The organism is Pseudoalteromonas sp. NZS127_1 (assembly GCF_015864295.1).
Taxonomy (GTDB): domain Bacteria; phylum Pseudomonadota; class Gammaproteobacteria; order Enterobacterales; family Alteromonadaceae; genus Pseudoalteromonas; species Pseudoalteromonas arctica.
Map to the genome: position 1 here is coordinate 25514 of NZ_JADYXO010000013.1, position 17964 is coordinate 43477.

Annotated in this window: 18 protein-coding genes and 2 pseudogenes; 16 read left to right on the forward strand and 4 right to left on the reverse strand. The window is 36.5% G+C overall.

What is annotated here, in order from left to right; all coding sequences use genetic code 11:
* Positions 1–264: 264 nt before the first annotated feature.
* From I6F50_RS12680 to I6F50_RS12690, 3 genes and pseudogenes are all read left to right on the forward strand, one after another.
* Positions 265–506: pseudogene (locus I6F50_RS12680) on the forward strand (integrase core domain-containing protein); the annotation flags it as partial.
* Positions 507–567: 61 nt separating this feature from the next.
* On the forward strand, positions 568–3480 hold the full coding sequence (locus I6F50_RS12685) for an RNA-directed DNA polymerase (RefSeq protein ID WP_197176427.1): 2913 nt from the start codon (positions 568–570) through the stop codon (positions 3478–3480).
* A 497-nt stretch (positions 3481–3977) separates the two neighbouring features.
* Positions 3978–4613 carry a trimeric intracellular cation channel family protein gene (locus I6F50_RS12690; RefSeq protein ID WP_004334621.1) on the forward strand — a complete coding sequence of 212 codons (636 nt, stop codon included), beginning with the start codon at positions 3978–3980 and terminating at the stop codon, positions 4611–4613.
* A gap of 2 nt (positions 4614–4615) precedes the next feature.
* Here I6F50_RS12690 and I6F50_RS12695 read toward each other — a convergent pair whose 3' ends face one another.
* Positions 4616–5050 (reverse strand): N-acetyltransferase, encoded by a 435-nt coding sequence (locus I6F50_RS12695; RefSeq protein WP_165741295.1) that lies wholly within the window; start codon positions 5048–5050, stop codon positions 4616–4618.
* 97 nt (positions 5051–5147) lie between these two features.
* A complete protein-coding gene (locus tag I6F50_RS12700; RefSeq protein WP_165741294.1) occupies positions 5148–6614 on the reverse strand; it encodes a DASS family sodium-coupled anion symporter in 1467 nt (488 codons plus the stop codon).
* A gap of 285 nt (positions 6615–6899) precedes the next feature.
* Here I6F50_RS12700 and I6F50_RS12705 point away from each other — a divergent pair, with 285 nt between their 5' ends.
* The 5 genes from I6F50_RS12705 to I6F50_RS12725 all read left to right on the forward strand — a co-directional run bounded on the left by I6F50_RS12705 (position 6900) and on the right by I6F50_RS12725 (position 10605).
* Positions 6900–7739, forward strand: a complete 840-nt coding sequence (locus I6F50_RS12705) for a DUF417 family protein (protein ID WP_165741293.1) — start codon at positions 6900–6902, stop codon at positions 7737–7739.
* Between the two features lie 17 nt (positions 7740–7756).
* On the forward strand, positions 7757–8008 hold the full coding sequence (locus I6F50_RS12710) for a Rho-binding antiterminator (RefSeq protein WP_165741292.1): 252 nt from the start codon (positions 7757–7759) through the stop codon (positions 8006–8008).
* A gap of 532 nt (positions 8009–8540) precedes the next feature.
* A complete protein-coding gene (locus tag I6F50_RS12715) occupies positions 8541–9410 on the forward strand; it encodes a DUF2971 domain-containing protein (RefSeq protein ID WP_197176428.1) in 870 nt (289 codons plus the stop codon).
* A gap of 143 nt (positions 9411–9553) precedes the next feature.
* Entirely contained in the window at positions 9554–9937 is a 384-nt protein-coding gene (locus I6F50_RS12720) for a hypothetical protein (protein WP_165729621.1), read from the forward strand.
* 107 nt (positions 9938–10044) lie between these two features.
* Positions 10045–10605: a hypothetical protein gene (locus tag I6F50_RS12725; RefSeq protein WP_165741291.1), complete on the forward strand. Its 561-nt coding sequence runs from the start codon at positions 10045–10047 to the stop codon at positions 10603–10605.
* A gap of 31 nt (positions 10606–10636) precedes the next feature.
* Here the strand turns inward: I6F50_RS12725 and I6F50_RS12730 are convergent.
* Positions 10637–10936: pseudogene (locus I6F50_RS12730) on the reverse strand (transposase); the annotation flags it as partial.
* A gap of 483 nt (positions 10937–11419) precedes the next feature.
* On the opposite strand from I6F50_RS12730, the gene I6F50_RS12735 reads away from it, so the two are divergent.
* From I6F50_RS12735 to I6F50_RS12770, 8 genes are all read left to right on the forward strand, one after another.
* Positions 11420–11767 (forward strand): hypothetical protein, encoded by a 348-nt coding sequence (locus I6F50_RS12735; protein WP_197176429.1) that lies wholly within the window; start codon positions 11420–11422, stop codon positions 11765–11767.
* A gap of 129 nt (positions 11768–11896) precedes the next feature.
* On the forward strand, positions 11897–12199 hold the full coding sequence (locus tag I6F50_RS12740; protein ID WP_165742275.1) for a hypothetical protein: 303 nt from the start codon (positions 11897–11899) through the stop codon (positions 12197–12199).
* 115 nt (positions 12200–12314) lie between these two features.
* Entirely contained in the window at positions 12315–12632 is a 318-nt protein-coding gene (locus I6F50_RS12745) for a hypothetical protein (protein ID WP_197176430.1), read from the forward strand.
* A gap of 258 nt (positions 12633–12890) precedes the next feature.
* A complete protein-coding gene (locus tag I6F50_RS12750; protein WP_197176431.1) occupies positions 12891–13430 on the forward strand; it encodes a hypothetical protein in 540 nt (179 codons plus the stop codon).
* Positions 13431–13932: 502 nt separating this feature from the next.
* Positions 13933–15471, forward strand: coding sequence for a glucan biosynthesis protein (locus I6F50_RS12755; protein ID WP_165740676.1), 1539 nt, complete (start codon positions 13933–13935; stop codon positions 15469–15471).
* 236 nt (positions 15472–15707) lie between these two features.
* Positions 15708–16070, forward strand: a complete 363-nt coding sequence (locus tag I6F50_RS12760; protein WP_165740675.1) for a 2OG-Fe(II) oxygenase — start codon at positions 15708–15710, stop codon at positions 16068–16070.
* Positions 16064–16183, forward strand: coding sequence for a DUF1272 domain-containing protein (locus I6F50_RS20495; RefSeq protein ID WP_197176432.1), 120 nt, complete (start codon positions 16064–16066; stop codon positions 16181–16183). The genes I6F50_RS12760 and I6F50_RS20495 overlap by 7 nt, the downstream gene beginning before the upstream one ends.
* A 44-nt stretch (positions 16184–16227) precedes the next feature.
* A complete protein-coding gene (locus I6F50_RS12770) occupies positions 16228–16530 on the forward strand; it encodes a hypothetical protein (protein ID WP_096794347.1) in 303 nt (100 codons plus the stop codon).
* 138 nt (positions 16531–16668) lie between these two features.
* Here the strand turns inward: I6F50_RS12770 and I6F50_RS12775 are convergent, their stop codons facing one another.
* On the reverse strand, positions 16669–17952 hold the full coding sequence (locus I6F50_RS12775; protein ID WP_165740674.1) for an allantoate amidohydrolase: 1284 nt from the start codon (positions 17950–17952) through the stop codon (positions 16669–16671).
* Positions 17953–17964: the final 12 nt, after the last annotated feature.

Consider the following 17964-nt stretch of genomic DNA (forward strand, 5'->3'; position numbering starts at 1 on the left):
ATTAGTAAGTTTATTGCAGTTACTATGCCATTGTTGACCGCTTGGTCAGCTAATAGTTTGGGGCGGCTAAATTATCGAGGCATAGGTAATAACGGCGCAGCCTTAAAAAATAAAGCACGGTAAAAAATTTAGGATGGGTGTCACATTAATTTTTTCCGGGTGTCACATTAATTTTTTCCGCAATAAAAGGTAAATTATTAACCTAAAAATTAAATTTAATGGCACAATCTTGCTGCTTAACTAGAGTGGCTGTTTTGTTTATTTGTGCGATTTATTCAACTAGGTAACCCGCAACAAAATGCTTATGTAGAGCGGTTTAATCGTACGGTTAGGTATGACTGGCTAAGTCATTTATTTACAGTGATATTAGTGAGTTACAAGATAAAGCAACCGGTTGGTTATGGACTTATAATAATGAACGGTCTAACATGGACATAGGTGGCATAACACCCATACAAAAACTGGAAAAGTTACACAACGAAAATTCTACAGATAGCCTCCATTAAAAATGGGGGGATTACCTTAACAGGTAAAAGCAGAGTACAGGTTTAATAAGGATATTAACTAATGAATGAACATGATTTAAAACAGGCATATACATTTCTAAAGAACTTTGCTTATTTTGAAAATATTAATTTATTTTTAAAACAGAAAGTAGCTGATTTTGAGTTTGATTTACTTAAGAGTGAGAAAAGCTTTTCTTCTATTGCTCAAGAGCTATTTATTGAAGGAAATGATGAAGAAAGCCTGTTTGAAACATTACTTAGTCAAATAGATTTTAAGCTTTTTGCAAAGGACGTAGAGGCAACAAACAGCTCTGATTCTAAGGGGTTTATAACTAATGAACGAAATGCTGAATCGTATAACGTTAAGAGAGTAAACTACTTTTTTGATGGCCCAACAGAGTTATGGCTTATTGATGTGTTATGGACTTTATATGTAGGTCCAATACTAGATCAAAAGCTTACAAAAGATTGTTATGGCAATAGATTAAAGGGTACACCATTAAGCCCTATAGAACCTTCAAGTAGTAATGATTCTAAAAGTATTTTTGAAAATTATATCACTCAATATAATTCATGGCGCAGTGGCGCAATAGATACAGCGAAGAGAATATCGACAGAAGGTGATGATGTAGCAATTCTAACCTTAGATATTCAGCAATATTATTACAATGTAGACATGAAATTCTGTCTAATTGAAGATGAAATTAAGGCTGCATTGGGTGATGGTGGTCAAGATAAACTAGAAACCGCGCTACTTTTAACTCGTTTGCTAGAAAGAATATATAAGACATACCACGAACAAATTACCAAAAGGTTAAAGCATACTCACAAAGAGTGTAAAGATAATCTAGGTTTACCCATTGGCTTAACATCTTCAACAGTTTTGGCAAACTGGTACTTAGCTGGTTTTGATGAGGAAGTGTCATCAATCGTTAGACCTGCGTATTATGGACGCTATGTCGATGATATTATTTTCGTATTTAAACGGCCCCACTTAGATCAGCAGAACCCTGTTAAAAGCATATTTAAAAATTATTTCCACAACATTATCATTGTAAATGAAGATATTAAAGTTATCTCCAAAGGCAATTCATTACCTGTCCAACGCAAAAAAATGATGCTTCATTACTTCAGTGCGGAGCATAGCATTGCAGGGTTAGATGTTGTTATTGAAGCTATTAATCAACAAAGTAGTGAGTTTAGGCTTTTACCTGATGGAAACAGCAAAATAAATCTCAGTAAATTTGCAGAAGAATTTTTGTATTCTGAGGACGAAGGTCAATTAAAAAATGTTTTAAAAGCAACTGAAAATGAAGGTTCATTATCTCAATTTCTATCTAAACAAATATCATTATCCCAAGCTTCAACAGGTAACAATCAAGTAGACATCTTATTAGAAGTTACTAAGTTGTTTAAGGGACAAAATATTTTACGTTTTTTTAGGGTATGGGAAAAAGTCTATCAATTTGCCATTGTTCTTAAAGAATATTCCATAGCTGTAAAATTTTATCGCGACCTGCAAGTTGAAATTAGTCGCATTGAAGCCGCTGACATTGGTAATAAACAAGTTCAAACCCCCTTTGTTAATCGCTTACGAACAGACATTAATGATTATAACGATTTAGCATTCAGTATTGTTATTGCGGCATTGGATATTCGAGAACCAGAAAGTAATGATGCTATTGAATATATTCCATCCCTAGAGCATGGCTCATATTTTTACAGACAAAAAGACAGTTTAGAAAAAGAGCTTGATAATAGCTATTTGTACTTTAACGCCGCAAAATTCCGCCTTGCTAATTTATTTAAACATTACTTAGTTGCCTGGCCTTTAGCAAATTATACGGATTATAACGGAGACCTGGCTTGTCAGAAGTCTATTTTGAGTTCGAAAAACCTCAGTTTGAATTCTCAGAAGGTTATGTTTACGCCTCGTTTTATTCATTTTGACGAATGGCAGACCTTCGAGTTATTTAACCATTTAAATAATGGCTCTCAAGTTGACTCTTGGATTGATAGACTGGATGACAGGTATTTCACTGAAACTGGCAATTCGATTAGTGATTTTTCTATTAAAGAAGATGGTAGCTCAAGTGAAAAAATACAAACCAGGCACTTAAAAATTGGTGCAAATCAAAATATAAAAGCATTGAAAATTGCTTTAGCTAACTTTGTTGTAAATGAAAGTGATATTGCAGCTGCAATTAGAACTGATGTTCCAAATAACCTCAGCAGGGAAAGGCTGAATAACCTTAATGGTATGTTAAACTCAGCAGTCAAAGATGATATAGAGCTATTAGTGTTTCCTGAAGTATCGATACCTGTCGCTTGGCTACCTAACGTGGTTCACTTCGCTCGAGTTAATCAAATAGGACTGATATTTGGACTAGAGCATTGGACTATTGATAGTACAGCCTATAACTTAGTTATTGAGGTGTTACCTTTTCAATCCAATGGTAAATATAACTCCTGTACAGTTATACCAAGACTTAAAAATCATTATGCTCCTGCAGAGAAGTCCTTACTTAAAACTTTAAGACTTGTTGAGCCTAAACGTGAAAAGTATTCATACCATAGAGTTAGTTGGAAAGGTTTAAGTTTATCAACATACAACTGTTTTGAATTATCTGATATTACTCATAGAATTTTATTTAAGTCTAAATTAGATTTATTAGTAGCCTGTGTTTTTAATAAAGACACTAATTATTATCAACATATTTTAGAGTCGACAGTAAGAGATCTTCATTGTTTCACGGTTCAATCAAATACTTCACAGTATGGTGGATCTTGTATTTTGCAACCAAGTAAAACTGAAAAGAAAGTGCTGTTATACGTTAAAGGTGGGGATAATTGTTCAATACTTTCATCTGACCTAGATATTGGGAAATTAAGGTTGTTTCATTATCAATCTGATGGAGATGATTTTAAGCCATTACCACCAGGTTTTGATCATAACGGATTGTTAGAAAGGTAATGGTGGGAGATAAATGAGTAATACATTTCAATAAAAAATTAGGATGTCATCAATTCTAATTACCAACACAATAAACTCTTATTTTTGTTTATAAATTACTTGTCGGATGGCATGGCTTCGCCATTTATCCGACCTACGTCAACAATAAAATTAGGGTAGATGTCAGCGTTATTTTTTATGTAATTCTGCAAGCTGGATAGGTATTAGCTTATTAATCTATGAGTCAATTTTTGTAGGCTATCTCGCTTATTTTGAGTGGATAAATAGTGCTAGCTTAATTTATGGGCCTGCTTATAAACAACGTGTAAAAAATACCTACTTTTAAAATAATTACCTTCTCAAATATTACCTTTCATAAAACCTAACCTCGAACTGCATTCAGTGTAAATTACAGCGTTGTTTTTAAATGTATTTTTTAAAGTTAATTCAACTTTTAAGGGATGTTTTTTGGCACGTAAGTTGATACAACTCCTTATAAACTTTAAAAAGGAATTACCATGACTGCTGAATACTTTATGGTACTAGGGTTACTCGGTGTTGCATTTTTTGCTGTTGCAGGGGCATTGCTTGGGTATGAAAAAAACATTAGTGGCTTTGGCGTCGTAGTGGTTGCAACCGTTACAGCACTAGGGGGCGGTACCCTCAGAGATATACTTTTAAACAAACCGGTATTTTGGATTGCTACCCCGGAGTATTTATATTCGACCTACGGGGCCGTTATAGCAACAATTGCATTTATTCGATACTTACCGCGCGTTAATAACTACTACTTTTTGTTAGTAGACGCTGTTGGTATGGCGCTATTTAATATTATGGGGATAGAAAAAGCACTCATTAATGGCTCTGGCATGGTGGTCGCAATTACAATGGGCATTACTACAGGTATATTTGGTGGTTTAATACGTGATGTAATTTGCCGTGAGGTGCCAACTGTTATGCGCAGCGAACCTTACGCCTCTGCGTGTTTAGCGGGTGGTGCAGTTTATGCCGCTTTATTTAGCCTTAATGTAGATTACATTTGGTGTATTTTAGGCTCATTTTTCACGACTATTTTTTTAAGATTAGGCTCTTTGCATTGGGGTTGGCATTTAACTATTTTCAGAAAAAAAGACTTCAGAGATCAAAGCGACTAATTTTAGCTACGAGTAGCCCGCGTTTGCATGTGGTACTCGTAATTATTCTCATCCGTTATAGTAAAACCCAGCCGCTTATAAAGTCCTAATGCTGGGTTGTTTTTAAGCACTGTGAGTTTAATGGGTTTTGACTGCGCACTTGTAATAACTTGTTTAATAACCGCTTTCCCATACCCTTTATTTTGATGCAGTGGATGTATTTGTAATTGCATTATTTCAACGTATTGAGCGTGCGTTTGGTACTTTAAAGTACCAATGGGTACCTCATTTATAACTATAAGGTGGGAGCAGTCATATTGGTCATCAAGTCTTAAAACATGCTGTTGCTCAGTTAAAAATAACCTGGCCCTTTCCAAGTGTTCAATCATAGTTAGTTTTCTGAGGCTTAATAAGTAGTCTCGGTCTGAATATGCTGCCTTTATAAATTTAAAAACCATAGTGCTCCCTTGCAACAGCCTTAATATTTATAATTGTAGAACTAGCCAAAATAAGTGCGCAGTATTAAATGTGCAAGCCAAACTAATAAAGGCAATACTACCAATACCCAAGTGCTTTCCACCAAAGCCCGCCAATAATTCCCCATACACTTAAATTAATAATGCTCATTATAAGGCCCATTACCCACCAATCTTTTAATGATACATAGCCTGAGCCAAACACGATGGGAGATGTGCCTGTTGCGTAATGCGTTAACGACATCATGAGTGATGAAGCGCCAGCTAACAGTAAACCTAAAAATAAAGGCGGAGCGCCAAGCGCTAAACCTGCGGCGTAAAATGCGGCAAACATAGCTGTAATATGTGCTGTGGTACTGGCAAAAAAGTAATGAGCATAAAAATACACAGCTACCAATATAATGGCCGATACAATCCAGTCAAAACCCAGTTGCGCAATGTTGCTCTCAACAAGTGTTGAAAACCACGTTACCAAACCTAGTTTATTTAAAAAAGTGGCCATCATTACTAATGCTGAAAACCAAACAACGGTATCCCACGCAGACTTTTCTTTAAGTACATCGTCCCAGCTTAATACACCAGTCACTAATAAAACCGACAAACCCAAAAAAGCCACTGCGGTTGTGTTAACCGCGTAGTCAGCCCCTAAAATCATTGCAGGTACACCGGCCCATAAAACAAGCAGCATAGCAAAAACTCCCACCATTATTTTTTCGCCATAACTCATTGGGCCCATTTCAGTTAATTTAGATTCTGCATAGTTTTTAGCGTCGGGTGTGCTTTTAACTTCAGGTGGGTAAATGGCATAAACAACCAAAGGCACAAGGGCAATACATAGCAAACCAGGAACAAGCGCTGCGAGCGCCCACGTACCCCATGTAATACTAATATTTGCACCGGTAGCATCAGCAATCAGCTTTACAATTAGAGGGTTTGGCGCAGTCGCCGTAATAAACATAGCTGATGTAATAGGGTTTATATGGTAGCTCACTAAAGCAAGGTAGTGCCCAATTTTACGAGATGTACCTTCCTCAGGAGACGAGCCAAAGCTTGTTGCTATCGACTTCATAATTGGGTGAATAATAGCGCCGCCTCGTGCGGTATTACTTGGCGTTACAGGCGCTATAACAAGTTCAGAAAGTGCGAGTGCATAGCCAATACCAATTGTTTTTTTACCAAAAAGAGAAATAAAATTATAGCCAATACGATTTCCCAAACCGGTTTTAGCTAAACCCCGAGAAATAATAATCGCAATACCAATTAACCAAATTAATGAGTTAGAAAAGCCACTTAATGCATCTTTAATAGCGCCAGATGGGCTATCATTAGTTACGCCCGTTAACGCAACAGAAGTAATAGCTAAAATAGCAATGGCGCCGATAGGCATTGCTTTACCAATAATGGCAACAACAGTACCAATAAATAAAGCGAGCAAATGCCATGCGTTTTCGGTAACACCTTGCGGAGGTGGTACAGCAAACCAAAGTAGTAAAACAATAGCTATAGAAATCAGTCCAGAGGTAACCCGAATATCAGTACCCTTCATTAAAAATGTCCCTAAGTTTTAAAATGCATGCATTTTGTATATTGAAAAGGCAACGTTATTTTACTTCATTTAATAATAAAAAAGGTGACGCACATCATATGAATATTAGACTTATTTAATTTTATTAATAAAGAGGTAATAAACCATAAACTAAAGATGAATAATTAAATTACCAAATGAGAGCTTACATTGTACTTAATCAACTCTTATTTTTTAAGGGTTAGTTTGAATTGTTTTATCGGCTTGTAAGGTCTTTGTAAGTCTTAACGAATACTTGGAAATACAATGAACTTAAAACACACAAACAACGCACTTTCTTTTTTACTCTCATTGAGCTTTCTACTGCTTGGCTTATCGTTTGCGTTAGGTGCAAATTCTAATACGTTAACGGCTACATTTAGCTTTTATGGCGTTGATTCGCTAATGTCTGTATCTGCATTAGGTTTGATTAGTGGCTCATTTATGGTTGCTTTAGCGTTTGCCACCGTGCTCGCTCACCTTAAGCTAATGAAACCTACGCCAGCACTTTTACTTGCAGCAATTATAAGTTTGGTTGCATTACTTACCTTGTTTGCCAGTAACCGCTGGATGGCTCAACTTGGCGGCTTTCCAATCATTGGTAGCGGGCAGGGCATAATTAAATACTTTGCAGTAGTGCCTTTGTATTTGTTTTTATTTTATAAAGACAAACTTACCGACAAACAACACGTACTTTTAAACTTTATACCGGTTGCCATGGTTTTATTGTGGATTGGCGGCATGAAGTTTTATGAGTTTGAAGCAAAAGGCATTGTAAGTTTAGTAGAAACCTCACCGTTTATGTCGTGGTTATACACGGTATTTAGCGTACAAGGCGCGTCTAACGTGATTGGCGGGTTTGATGTATTATTTGCTGTGTTATTGGGATTAGGGCTATTTTTAAATAATAAAAAGCTAATTATTGTAAGTGGCTTAGCATGTTTAAGCGTATTTATGATGACCCAAACATTTTTAATTACCGCAACCGGCGCATTTAGTTCTTCCACTTTATTGGAGCGTTTAGGGCAATTTGTAATTAAAGATCTTTGGTATATAGCCAACCTTGTTGTTATTGCTTTTTTAATGATTTTTAAACCGACTAAATAATATATAAAGAGGACGTTATGATCAGTTGCAACCAATACGACTACATCGAAATTGCCTGTATGCACCGTTTAAGCATTGAGCTTATATTAAAAAATGGTGATGGTGTATGTGGCGTAGCAACTGACACAAAACGCAATGCTAATAAAGACGAATGCATAGTTGTTAACGTAAATAACGAACTGCAACACATCGTGCTTACTACAATTAGTGTACTTAAAGCGCGTGAACAAAATCCATATTTTGACCACGTGAACTTTGATGTAAAGTAAATACCTCATTCATCCGTTTTTATCATAAACACCTCAGCGAGCCTGTATCATTAATATGTTAAGGCTCGCTTATCTAACCAATGCTTTAGCTAATTACGTGCTAAATACATAAAGCCAAAATTTTCCTATTACTCCTCTTAATTTATTAATAATGTTTTTACCGAATAAGGCTAAACGCCAGCTATTAAAGCGTAAAAAATGCTAATCCAGTATAAGTAAGCCGCAATAAGCTTTTGTGTAGCGCTTAGTATCCGTACGTTTGTTAATTATGGCCGTAAAAGGTAGCTACATAAATAAAGCTAACTTACAGAAACAGCTGTTTATATAAACAGCTAGCTTAATTTTGTCCAATAACATTATTAAACGCCGTTTTGGTGCAAAATAACAAAGGGCTTTTTATAACATGCCTAATTACTTGTTTACATTAAAGTTATTTAGTGGAATTATTGAACAATGTAATAAACGCCGTTTTGGGGTGTTATAACCCCCCAAAGTGGTGTTCAATAAGCTGTTAACTTTACAAGGATTACGGATGCTTTATCACTACACTAGCCTTGATGGGTTAATTGGGATTATTAATGGTAATAGTGTTTGGGCTAGTCACTGTAAATATTTGAATGATTCAACTGAGTATATTCATGCTCTCAACTTTCCAATCTCATTATCTAATGAAATATATATGGACGATGATTATTTGTCTCCATTCGGTTTTTCTATGCGTAAAGCTTTAGATGAGATGAAACATAATGATGTTTATGTTTCATCTTTTAGTGAAAAGTCCGACTTGTTAAGTCAGTGGCGAGGTTATTGCCCGCCAGGTAGAGGTGTTTGTATTGGTTTTAAGAGAGATGTTTTAGAGCAATTTTGCTTTGAAAATAATTTAAATTTGAATAAATGTATATATAGTGAATCTGAACAATTTCAAGAAATGAAAAATTTAATAAACCAATGTGAAGCAGAATTTCCAATGCCTACAATATCCAGAAAAGATTATGATACATTCGGTAGTAAAGATAGAGTACATCATGAGCTGAATTATAAGGAGTTTGTTATGCATGGTGATGGGAAAATTCAAGCTGATGCTGCTTTGAGTAATTTATGCAATTCAATTAATACGTTAGCTCCATTATTTAAAGATGATGGTTTTCATGAGGAATCTGAATGGCGGATTATTTCTAAAAACCCCAGTTCTAAAATTAATTTTAGAGCGGGGATTAGCCATCTAATTCCTTATATAACACTTTCTATTCTAGATTATTCAAAGAGCGCTATTGGTGAGATTATTATAGGACCTAACGCTAGTTCACATAATTGTGCAAACTCAGTTTCTATGTTACTTGAAGCTAATGGATTTAAGGGGGTAAATGTTATGCCATCAAGAATCCCGTTCAAAAGTTGGTAAAGTTAACAAGTTGCTCAAACGGACAAAAAACAGTTGGCTTTTGCTCGTTCCTCGCTAATTTTAGCCAACTATTTTATTGCCGCTTAGCAAAGCGTTAGCTGCACAGAAAATTGCGGCATATTTCAATCTATAAGGATATTAAAATGAACAAAATGATCAAATTAGGCCTATTTACGTTAGGCTCTGTAGTTTCATCAGTTTCTATTGCGAATGAGATTTCTTCTGATTATCTTAAAAAAGAAATTGAATTAGCTCATACTCAATACATACAAGGCTCTATTGAAAGTGGACTTTACGCACTTCAAGCTCTAGCAAGAATCCTAGAATCAGATAGCACTAGTTCCAAGCTTGGGCCAAATAACTTGTCATTTACTTATCTAAGAATAGGCTTACTACACGAAAAGGCTGGTAGTGATTCCAAGGCAAAACCATATTTTAATAAAGCTAAAAGCTCCTATAGCGGTAAAAAAATTGAAATTCCTCAATTAAAAGAACTGGTTTCAAAACTAGACGAAATGCGCAGCTAACAAGTCATTAAAGCAGGAAAATTTACAGTTGGCTGTTTTCACTGCGTTCAACATTTTAGCCAACTATAAATTTCCTCTTAATGAGGCGTTAGGCATTAAGGAGAGTTATGAGTATTATTTTCAGCGAATTGTTACCCACTTTGGGAACTGTAGCTGTTGCAACAGGGTTAGTTTCAATTCCTATTTTAGTAGACGCTGCAAAAAACAATTGGAGAAAACGCTTTAGAGAGCAAGTTAAAGCTGGAATTATAAACTCTAACTTAACTTACGAAGATATGCTTCATATTGCAGAACGTTGGTCTCAAGACAGAAAAGCCATACTTTTTAGTTTAAGAGTGCTGCATTCAGATGCTATTGCAGGAGATAATGAGAAGCTCACAGGCTCGCTTGAACTTTTAAGAAAATTAATAACTGAGCATCAAAAAAATGAACCGTATGCGGAGCTTCCTGAAAATATAGGTTTGCAGCTTGGTAACATTCAGCAAGAGTTGAAAGCAGAAAATGGTAATTCAGTAGCACAATTGGCAGCTTCGCTCAGTGTTCTTTATTCTTCTAACATACAAGATCTATCCAAACAAAAAAAATTAACCTTCTGGGGCTTTATTATTGGTGCACTAGGCTTAATAGTAGGTGTTGGAAGTTTATATACAAGCTTTGCAAGCACTTAAAATGCCTAACAAGAGACTATGGCGTCAATAGTTAATTTATAACTTTTGGCGCTTCCCATAAAACACCATCTCTTAGCATTGAATTTAAGATAACAATCATCTTTCTAATGCATGCAATAATGGCAACTTTTTTAGGTTTCCCCTGCGGCTAATAACCGCAGATATGTTGCTTTGAAAACAGGATTTGATTGCATTGCTGACAACATTGCCATATACAAAACGGTTCTTACTTGCGGTCGCCTGCCTTTTATTTTCGATGACCTTTAAATCGCCCACTTTCTTTATTCATTGGTGCACTTCCAATTAGAATCTAGGCAACGTTTTGTTTGTTCAATTAGAGTGGCTGTCTAGTTTAATTGGTCTCTAAAGTTCACTTCCCAAATATTAATGCGGTGATCCCTTATTTTTCAATGCAGTTAAGTAAATTGAAAAGTAAGGCGTGTGTGTTTTCAAGCACCTAAATAGTATTCGTATTCACTTAAGGGCCAATGTCTGATAATGGTATTATAGGGCTTTCCTTTGGCTCCTTGCTGCCAACTATCGTGGCCAAGTAGCGATGCTCTAGCCAAAAATAAATAACGTACAGATAATCCTGCTCATTCTAGAAAGAGTAAAAAAGGTACCCACACTAAATTTTTCAGTAATACCTTCCAAAACGCCAATTAAAACAATACCAAACACTTCTTTATATGCTGCGTAAAAGCACAGTAATAGATTGAACCAAAATAGGAACTCAGCTATGGTTTGTTTATCAATAAAAACAAATAAAAAACGAGTTAATCTACAGGCTCGTTATAAACCATAAGGAAGTGTCATGAAAAAAATATTTGTCGGAGCAATAATTCTGGTTAGTTCTAGTGTATTCGCTAACCCATATAAAAGTGGGTTCGTTGATGTTTCAATTCAAACACAAGAAGGTAAAGAAACTTTTAAACTAGTTTGTCAGCCTAAAATCACTGTGGAGAAATTACCAAAAAACTGGGTTAGTTCTTGTAACGATATCGGCAAGAAACTTCTGGAGTTAGCTGTCGAAAACGGAGTGAAAGTCGATCCAGTTGACAAAGTATTTGGTATGGCTGGTGACTTTGCTCAAAAGGCATCTAGTGATCTACCAGAAGATATTGTCCCCGCAGCAATTGTTAGCCGAGAATTTGGTAGTTAATGGTTTATAACAAGTAATAAACTAGGACAAATAACATTTTTCTGCGTCTCTATTTTAACTTACTATTATTTGGCTGTTAGAGCTATTCTACAGCCTCGTTATACGCTTCTAAAGCTCGGTGTAAATAAAATGTTTGATGATGCAATTATACTTGCTATCAAATTACTTGAAAGCGATGATGATTACTTAAATATAGTTATGAATCTTTGTCAAATTGGAAATAAAAAGTATGGTCAATGCTGGAATACTGAGTTTCATTTATTTGGTATAATTGCATCTGATACAGATCATTTACCTTTAATTCATGTTAGAGAAAGATGTTCCGCTGAGTTCTTAGTTAAATCAGATAAAGAGTTAGCTGAAATTGTAGAGTATTACCGATCTGATGTGGTGATAGCTTGTAATCTAATAGTGAGTAGTAAAAACGTATAACAAGTCGTAAAGCAGAACAAAAAAAATCTGGTTTTTACTGCTATGTCGCTTACTTTAGCAAATATATTTTGCCTATTTAAGGCAGTACTAGATATAAAAATACAAGGATGCATAATTGAATTATTTAAATTGGTTACAAAAAACATACCCAGAGCTAAATGAGATATCAAATGAAACTATTAACTCTCATATCGACAAAGCAAAGTCTGATACAGATCTTTTTAGGGAATTCATTAAAGTACTAGGTAGCTTATTTTTTATTATCCCGTTCAACTTATACCTTTATATTTCGGGTATTCAGGAATCTAACAGCTCTTTATATTGGTTGTTGGTTGTGGCTTCAATTGCTGTTGGTGGTTTTATCGGGCTTTATTGCGAGCAAAAGGTCATTAAAAAACGTCTTAAAAAAATAATACAGTTAAAGGCGTTTTGAATGACTAATGATGAAGGGCAGTTAGGGTGACCTTATTCTAACCGTTACGGAAATTATCAATTATAGAATGGTAAACAACTTGGCTTTATTAAGCCTGATTCTCTTTAAAATAAAAAGCGGAATATTACGGTCAATAAATGCATGGGTAAATTGATCTTAAGTTGATAGGAACTCAGCTATGGTTTGTTTATCAATAAAAAATAAAAAACGAGTTAATCTACAGGCTAATTATACGTATCTCAGATTATGGAGAATCTTTTGAATCTTAAAATTAAAACATCTAAAGCCGACTATGACGCTTTTTACGCTCACACAGCATCTAAGGTGTTGAAATCCTATACATGGATACCCATGCTTAAAAATGTGTGTCTTTGGTTGGTGCTAACTTTTAGTTTTATGTCCTTCTTTCAGTTGCAGTCTGGCGGAATAGAAAATAAGTTGTTCTTTTCTGTTTTCACATTATCCATTTTATTTTTTATTTACGTCGCTCTCAGTAAATTTATGGAAGTGAAAATTGCACAATGTTTTACACCAAATGAAAATGGAATAATGATTGGTCCTAAAGAGTTTGAAATAAGCGCTGATGGTATAAAAGAAATCCACCAATATGGTTATAACTTTTATGACTGGGATGTTGTAGAGCATATCGAAGAAGTTAATGGTTCAATCTATGTATATGTTGATAAAGTACTTGCCATAATTTTCAACCCTGAGTCGTTGAAACCTGATAAATGTAGAGAAGATCTTTTAGCTACGATGAACAAACACGTAACAACACGCCCTGAGGTGGACGACTAGTCAAATTTAGCTATTAATTGCAAATTTTAAAAGTGGTGAGCCTCTTTGTTTTTCAACACTTAAATGTAATCCTTATCAATTTAAATACCACAGTTCTATATAGGCTTACCCTTCACTTTTTACTGCTTATAATACGCTTTAGCCCAAATCAACTATGTAACTACAACGAATAGAAAAACCAGCCACTCTACAAGTATTTGCCTTGGAATAGTGGGCAACTAAAATCTAAATATATCCATACCTCTTGACGGCTTCGTCCAATAAACTGCGCTATTTCCGTTTATTTTCACTTCAGCGATATCATTAAACGCGCGCAATCGCCCTTAAAATTAATTCCCGTAAAAACAAATTAATTATGGGAGGTCCTGTAGTCAAATAACAATACCTTAGTAAACGCTAGTTCATATTACGTCACGTAATATCCATACAGAACTTTAAGTTAAACATACGTTCGTGCAGCGTTCCCATTTTTATTTGACTCAATTTATTGGACATTCTTTTTATGAAATTAAAGTTATTTATCGCAATTATTTTTAGCACTTCGATGTCGTCTTACGCGACAGAAGCATTAGATAAAACGGAGTTTTCATTCGAAGACTTAAAAGCACTGGCAAAAGCCTCAGCCGAAAAGCCCTATACGGCAACCAAGGTTCCAGCGCCGGAGTTAATCGATAAAATTACGTATGACGAACACTGGAAAATACGCTTTAAAGAAGATGAAACCTTATACCCAAGTGGAAAAAACGCACCTGTACAATTATTTTACCCTGGCCGATATTTTCCTGAGCCAGTAAGTATTTATATCAGAGACGATGAAAATCAGGTGCAAAATGTACCTTTTAGTAATGATGTTTTTGATATGCCTGATGACAGCCCAGCTCACGACCTCCCTGAAGGGTTTGGATTTGCAGGCTTTAGAATAATGCGCCCAGATATGAAACCCGATTGGATATCTTTTTTGGGTGCGTCTTATTTTCGTACGGACGGGCCAGAGGGGCAATATGGACTGTCGGCGCGAGGTATCGCGATTAATACGGGTATGAATCAACCAGAAGAATTTCCGCGCTTTTCTGCATTTTGGATTGGCCCCGCAGAGAAAAAAGGTGAAAGTGTGTCTGTTTGGGCATTGCTTGAAGGGCCTTCTATCACTGGTGCTTATCGATTTGGTTTAAGCAAAGATAACAAAGAAGCTAAAGGCCATATTACCTCTGTAACGGCTAATTTGTATATGCGCGCCGATGTTGAACGCTTAGGCGTAGCACCGTTAACCAGTATGTATTGGTACTCACAAAAAGATAAAACAGAAGCTAAAGATTGGCGCCCAGAAATTCACGATAGCGATGGCCTTGCGATTCACACAGGATCGGGTCAATACGTTTGGCGCCCATTAAATAATCCTCAGTCGGTGTCGACCAATAGCTTTATTGATGAGAACCCAAAAGGGTTTGGTTTAATCCAAAGAGATCGTGACTTTAATAACTACCAAGACGACGGCGTATTTTACAATAAGCGTTCATCAGCGTGGATAAAACCTACTGACGATTGGGGCAAAGGCGCAGTTCAGTTAATCGAAATTCCTACAAAAGATGAGACGTTTGACAATATTGTTGCCTATTGGGTGCCCGAAAAAGAGGCGCGCAAAGGCGACGAGTTTACCTTTTCTTATGATATTGAATGGCGTCCACTCGATCCAAAATCAAAAACGCTTGCAAGCGTTGTAAATACTCGCCAAGGCTTAGGCGGAATTCCCGGCCAGCCTATTCCTGAAGGCGTTAACAAGATGGTGATTGATTTTGAAGGTCCAGTATTTAAAGGCTTAGATAACAAAAGTGGTATAAAGCCGATTGTTGAAGCCAGCAACGGTGAAATACTAGAACCTATTGGGGTTTATCCGGTAGTTGGTACAAACCAATGGCGATTAGCGTTTGACTACAAACAAGCTAACAATAATCCGGTAAACATACGCGCGTATTTAGTTGATAAAAATGATGAAGCTATAACTGAGACATGGGTAAGTGATGCAAAGGTAACTATTAAATAAGACCTTAAATAAGCATTAAAGTAAAACGGGTGGCTATATTTTTATTTTCTTGTCAATTATAGCCACCATAATGTCTTTTAAAACGCCAATCAAAACAACATTAAAACTCCCTTTTATATCCCACGTAAAATACAGTAAACGATTGAATCAAAATATGAACTCGGCTATGGTTTGTTTATCAATAAAAATAAAAAAACGAGTTAACTTACTGTTTGTTAGCTGTTTCGAGGGATTGTATGTTTTTTTTGAGTAAATTATTTTGTTGGGAGCGAGGTAGGCAAAAATCAGGCTACGATAAAATGTTGATTTGTGGTGCTACGTGGCCAATTAAATTTGATACATATTTGCTTAAATTCCCACAAGGAAGTGAAATAGCACCACACACAGACAAAGTTGAATCTGGTAAACACTATCGATTGAATATAGTGCTTAAAAAAGCAGATTTGGGTGGTGAGTTTATTTGTAGTAATCCGATATTTGAAACAAAGCGGGTTAAGCTATTCCGCCCTGATGTAAGTGAGCATCAGGTATCAAAAGTTATAAAAGGTAATAGATATTTACTCAGTATTGGGTGGATAAGAAGGAGCTCTAAGTGTTAGATTTAAGACCTAATTGTGAATGTTGTGATAAGAATCTACCTGCACAGTCCAGTGAGGCTTTTATTTGTTCATTTGAATGCACGTTTTGTTCTGGTTGTGCGCCAAACATATAAGAACATAAAGTATAATAATTACATTTTCTGGGTATGGAGATCTGATGAGAAAATCCTTTGAATTTACTGTTAAGTCAATCAAAGTTAAAATAATTAACGCTTGGTTTAGTGGTGCTAAATTATATGTGAATGGTGACTTACGAGATACTGACAAAACTTTGTTCGCTTTTAGGAATAATACTTTACTATCTGCAAATTTAGGTGAGTTGGGTGTTCTAGAAATCAAGCCATTATCGGGTTTAATTACCGTTGAAATGGATGCATATTTGGTCAATGGTACAAACATTCAACATGTATATAGCTCACATAAACGCCTTAGCCTAAAAGAGCAAAGGGCAGCTCGATAAAGCTACTTTAAATAACGTATATTCCTGCGTTTTCCTGCATTTACCTGCCTTCAGTAATAACCTCCAAATGACTTTGAGGAGGTTTAAGCCCCTAAGCATACCAAGTTAATCTATTTGGTTTACTCGATTACCTTAAAATCACTCACACTCTTTCACATAAAGTAAAAGCGCGCTGTACATTACACTGAGTGCCTTTGTTACATCGCTGTCGATAACGGCTTCTGCTGGGTGATGGCTTATACCGCCAGGGCTGCGTATAAACAACATGCCAACGGGACAAATTGGAGCGATTGCCATTGCATCGTGCCCTGCGCCTGAGGCAAGTGAAGGCGATGCTTGGTTGTTGAGTTTACATGCGCTTGTAAATAAATGTTGAATAGTGGTGTCGCACGCAACGGCATCTGCTGCATGCGTCCATTGCCAATCGAGTGTTAAATTGCGTTTGCTTGCTATAGATTGAGCGCTGCTTTGTATGGCGCTTAGTAAGTTAGCGAGATCGGTGTCGCTCTGAGCGCGTGCATCTAGGCTTATGGTCGTTTTGCCTGCAATCACGTTTGTAGCCCCAGGGCGAGATTGTATTTGCCCTACGGTGGCAACTTCGCCATTACTCGCGTTTTTTGCTAGCTGCTCTATGGCAAGAGTAAGTTCGGCGCAGCCTGCTAACGAATCCTGTCTCAAGTTCATTGGCGTTGTACCCGCATGACCACTTTGCCCTGTTAGGGTAAGCATAGCGCGTTTAGCACCTGCTATAGCCGTTACTACTCCGAGCGCCTGATTAACCGATTCGAGCACCGGACCTTGTTCAATATGAGTTTCCCAGTAACCTAGTAATTCGTTTTTGTTTAGTGCAGCCTTTGCGTAGTCATTAGGATTTAAGCCAAAATCGAGCATGGCTTGGCGCATAGTTATGCCGTTTGTGTCTTCAATGTTTAGCCACTGTGGGTTAAATTCGTTAGCGAGGGCTTTTGAGCCAATTAAAGTTGTGGCAAAGCGGGTGCCTTCTTCATCGCAAAAGCCCACTACATCTAAATGAAAGGGTAGGTCGAGCTTTAACTTATTTGCAAGCGCTGCAATTTCTATCCCCAGTAGTACACCTAAAATACCATCAAACGCACCTGCATTCGGTACTGTGTCGAGGTGTGACCCTATAATTAAACGTTTAGCATGTGGGTTTGATGATTTAAGCCGACCCCAAAGGTTGCCCACTTCGTCTTGCCACGATTGCATGCCTGCCTCAACCATCCATGATGCAGTAACGGCGTTACACTCTTTGTGCTCTTTTGATAAGTACACGCGGTGAATACCACCTTGCATTTGCGATAGTGCGCTGAGAGTTTTACAGCGAGATAAAGCGCGTGTTGCGTATTCATCAGCAAGTTCTTTGTTTAATAAAGGCTTTAAAAGGGGGCTTACAATCGTCATGCTAAATCCTTT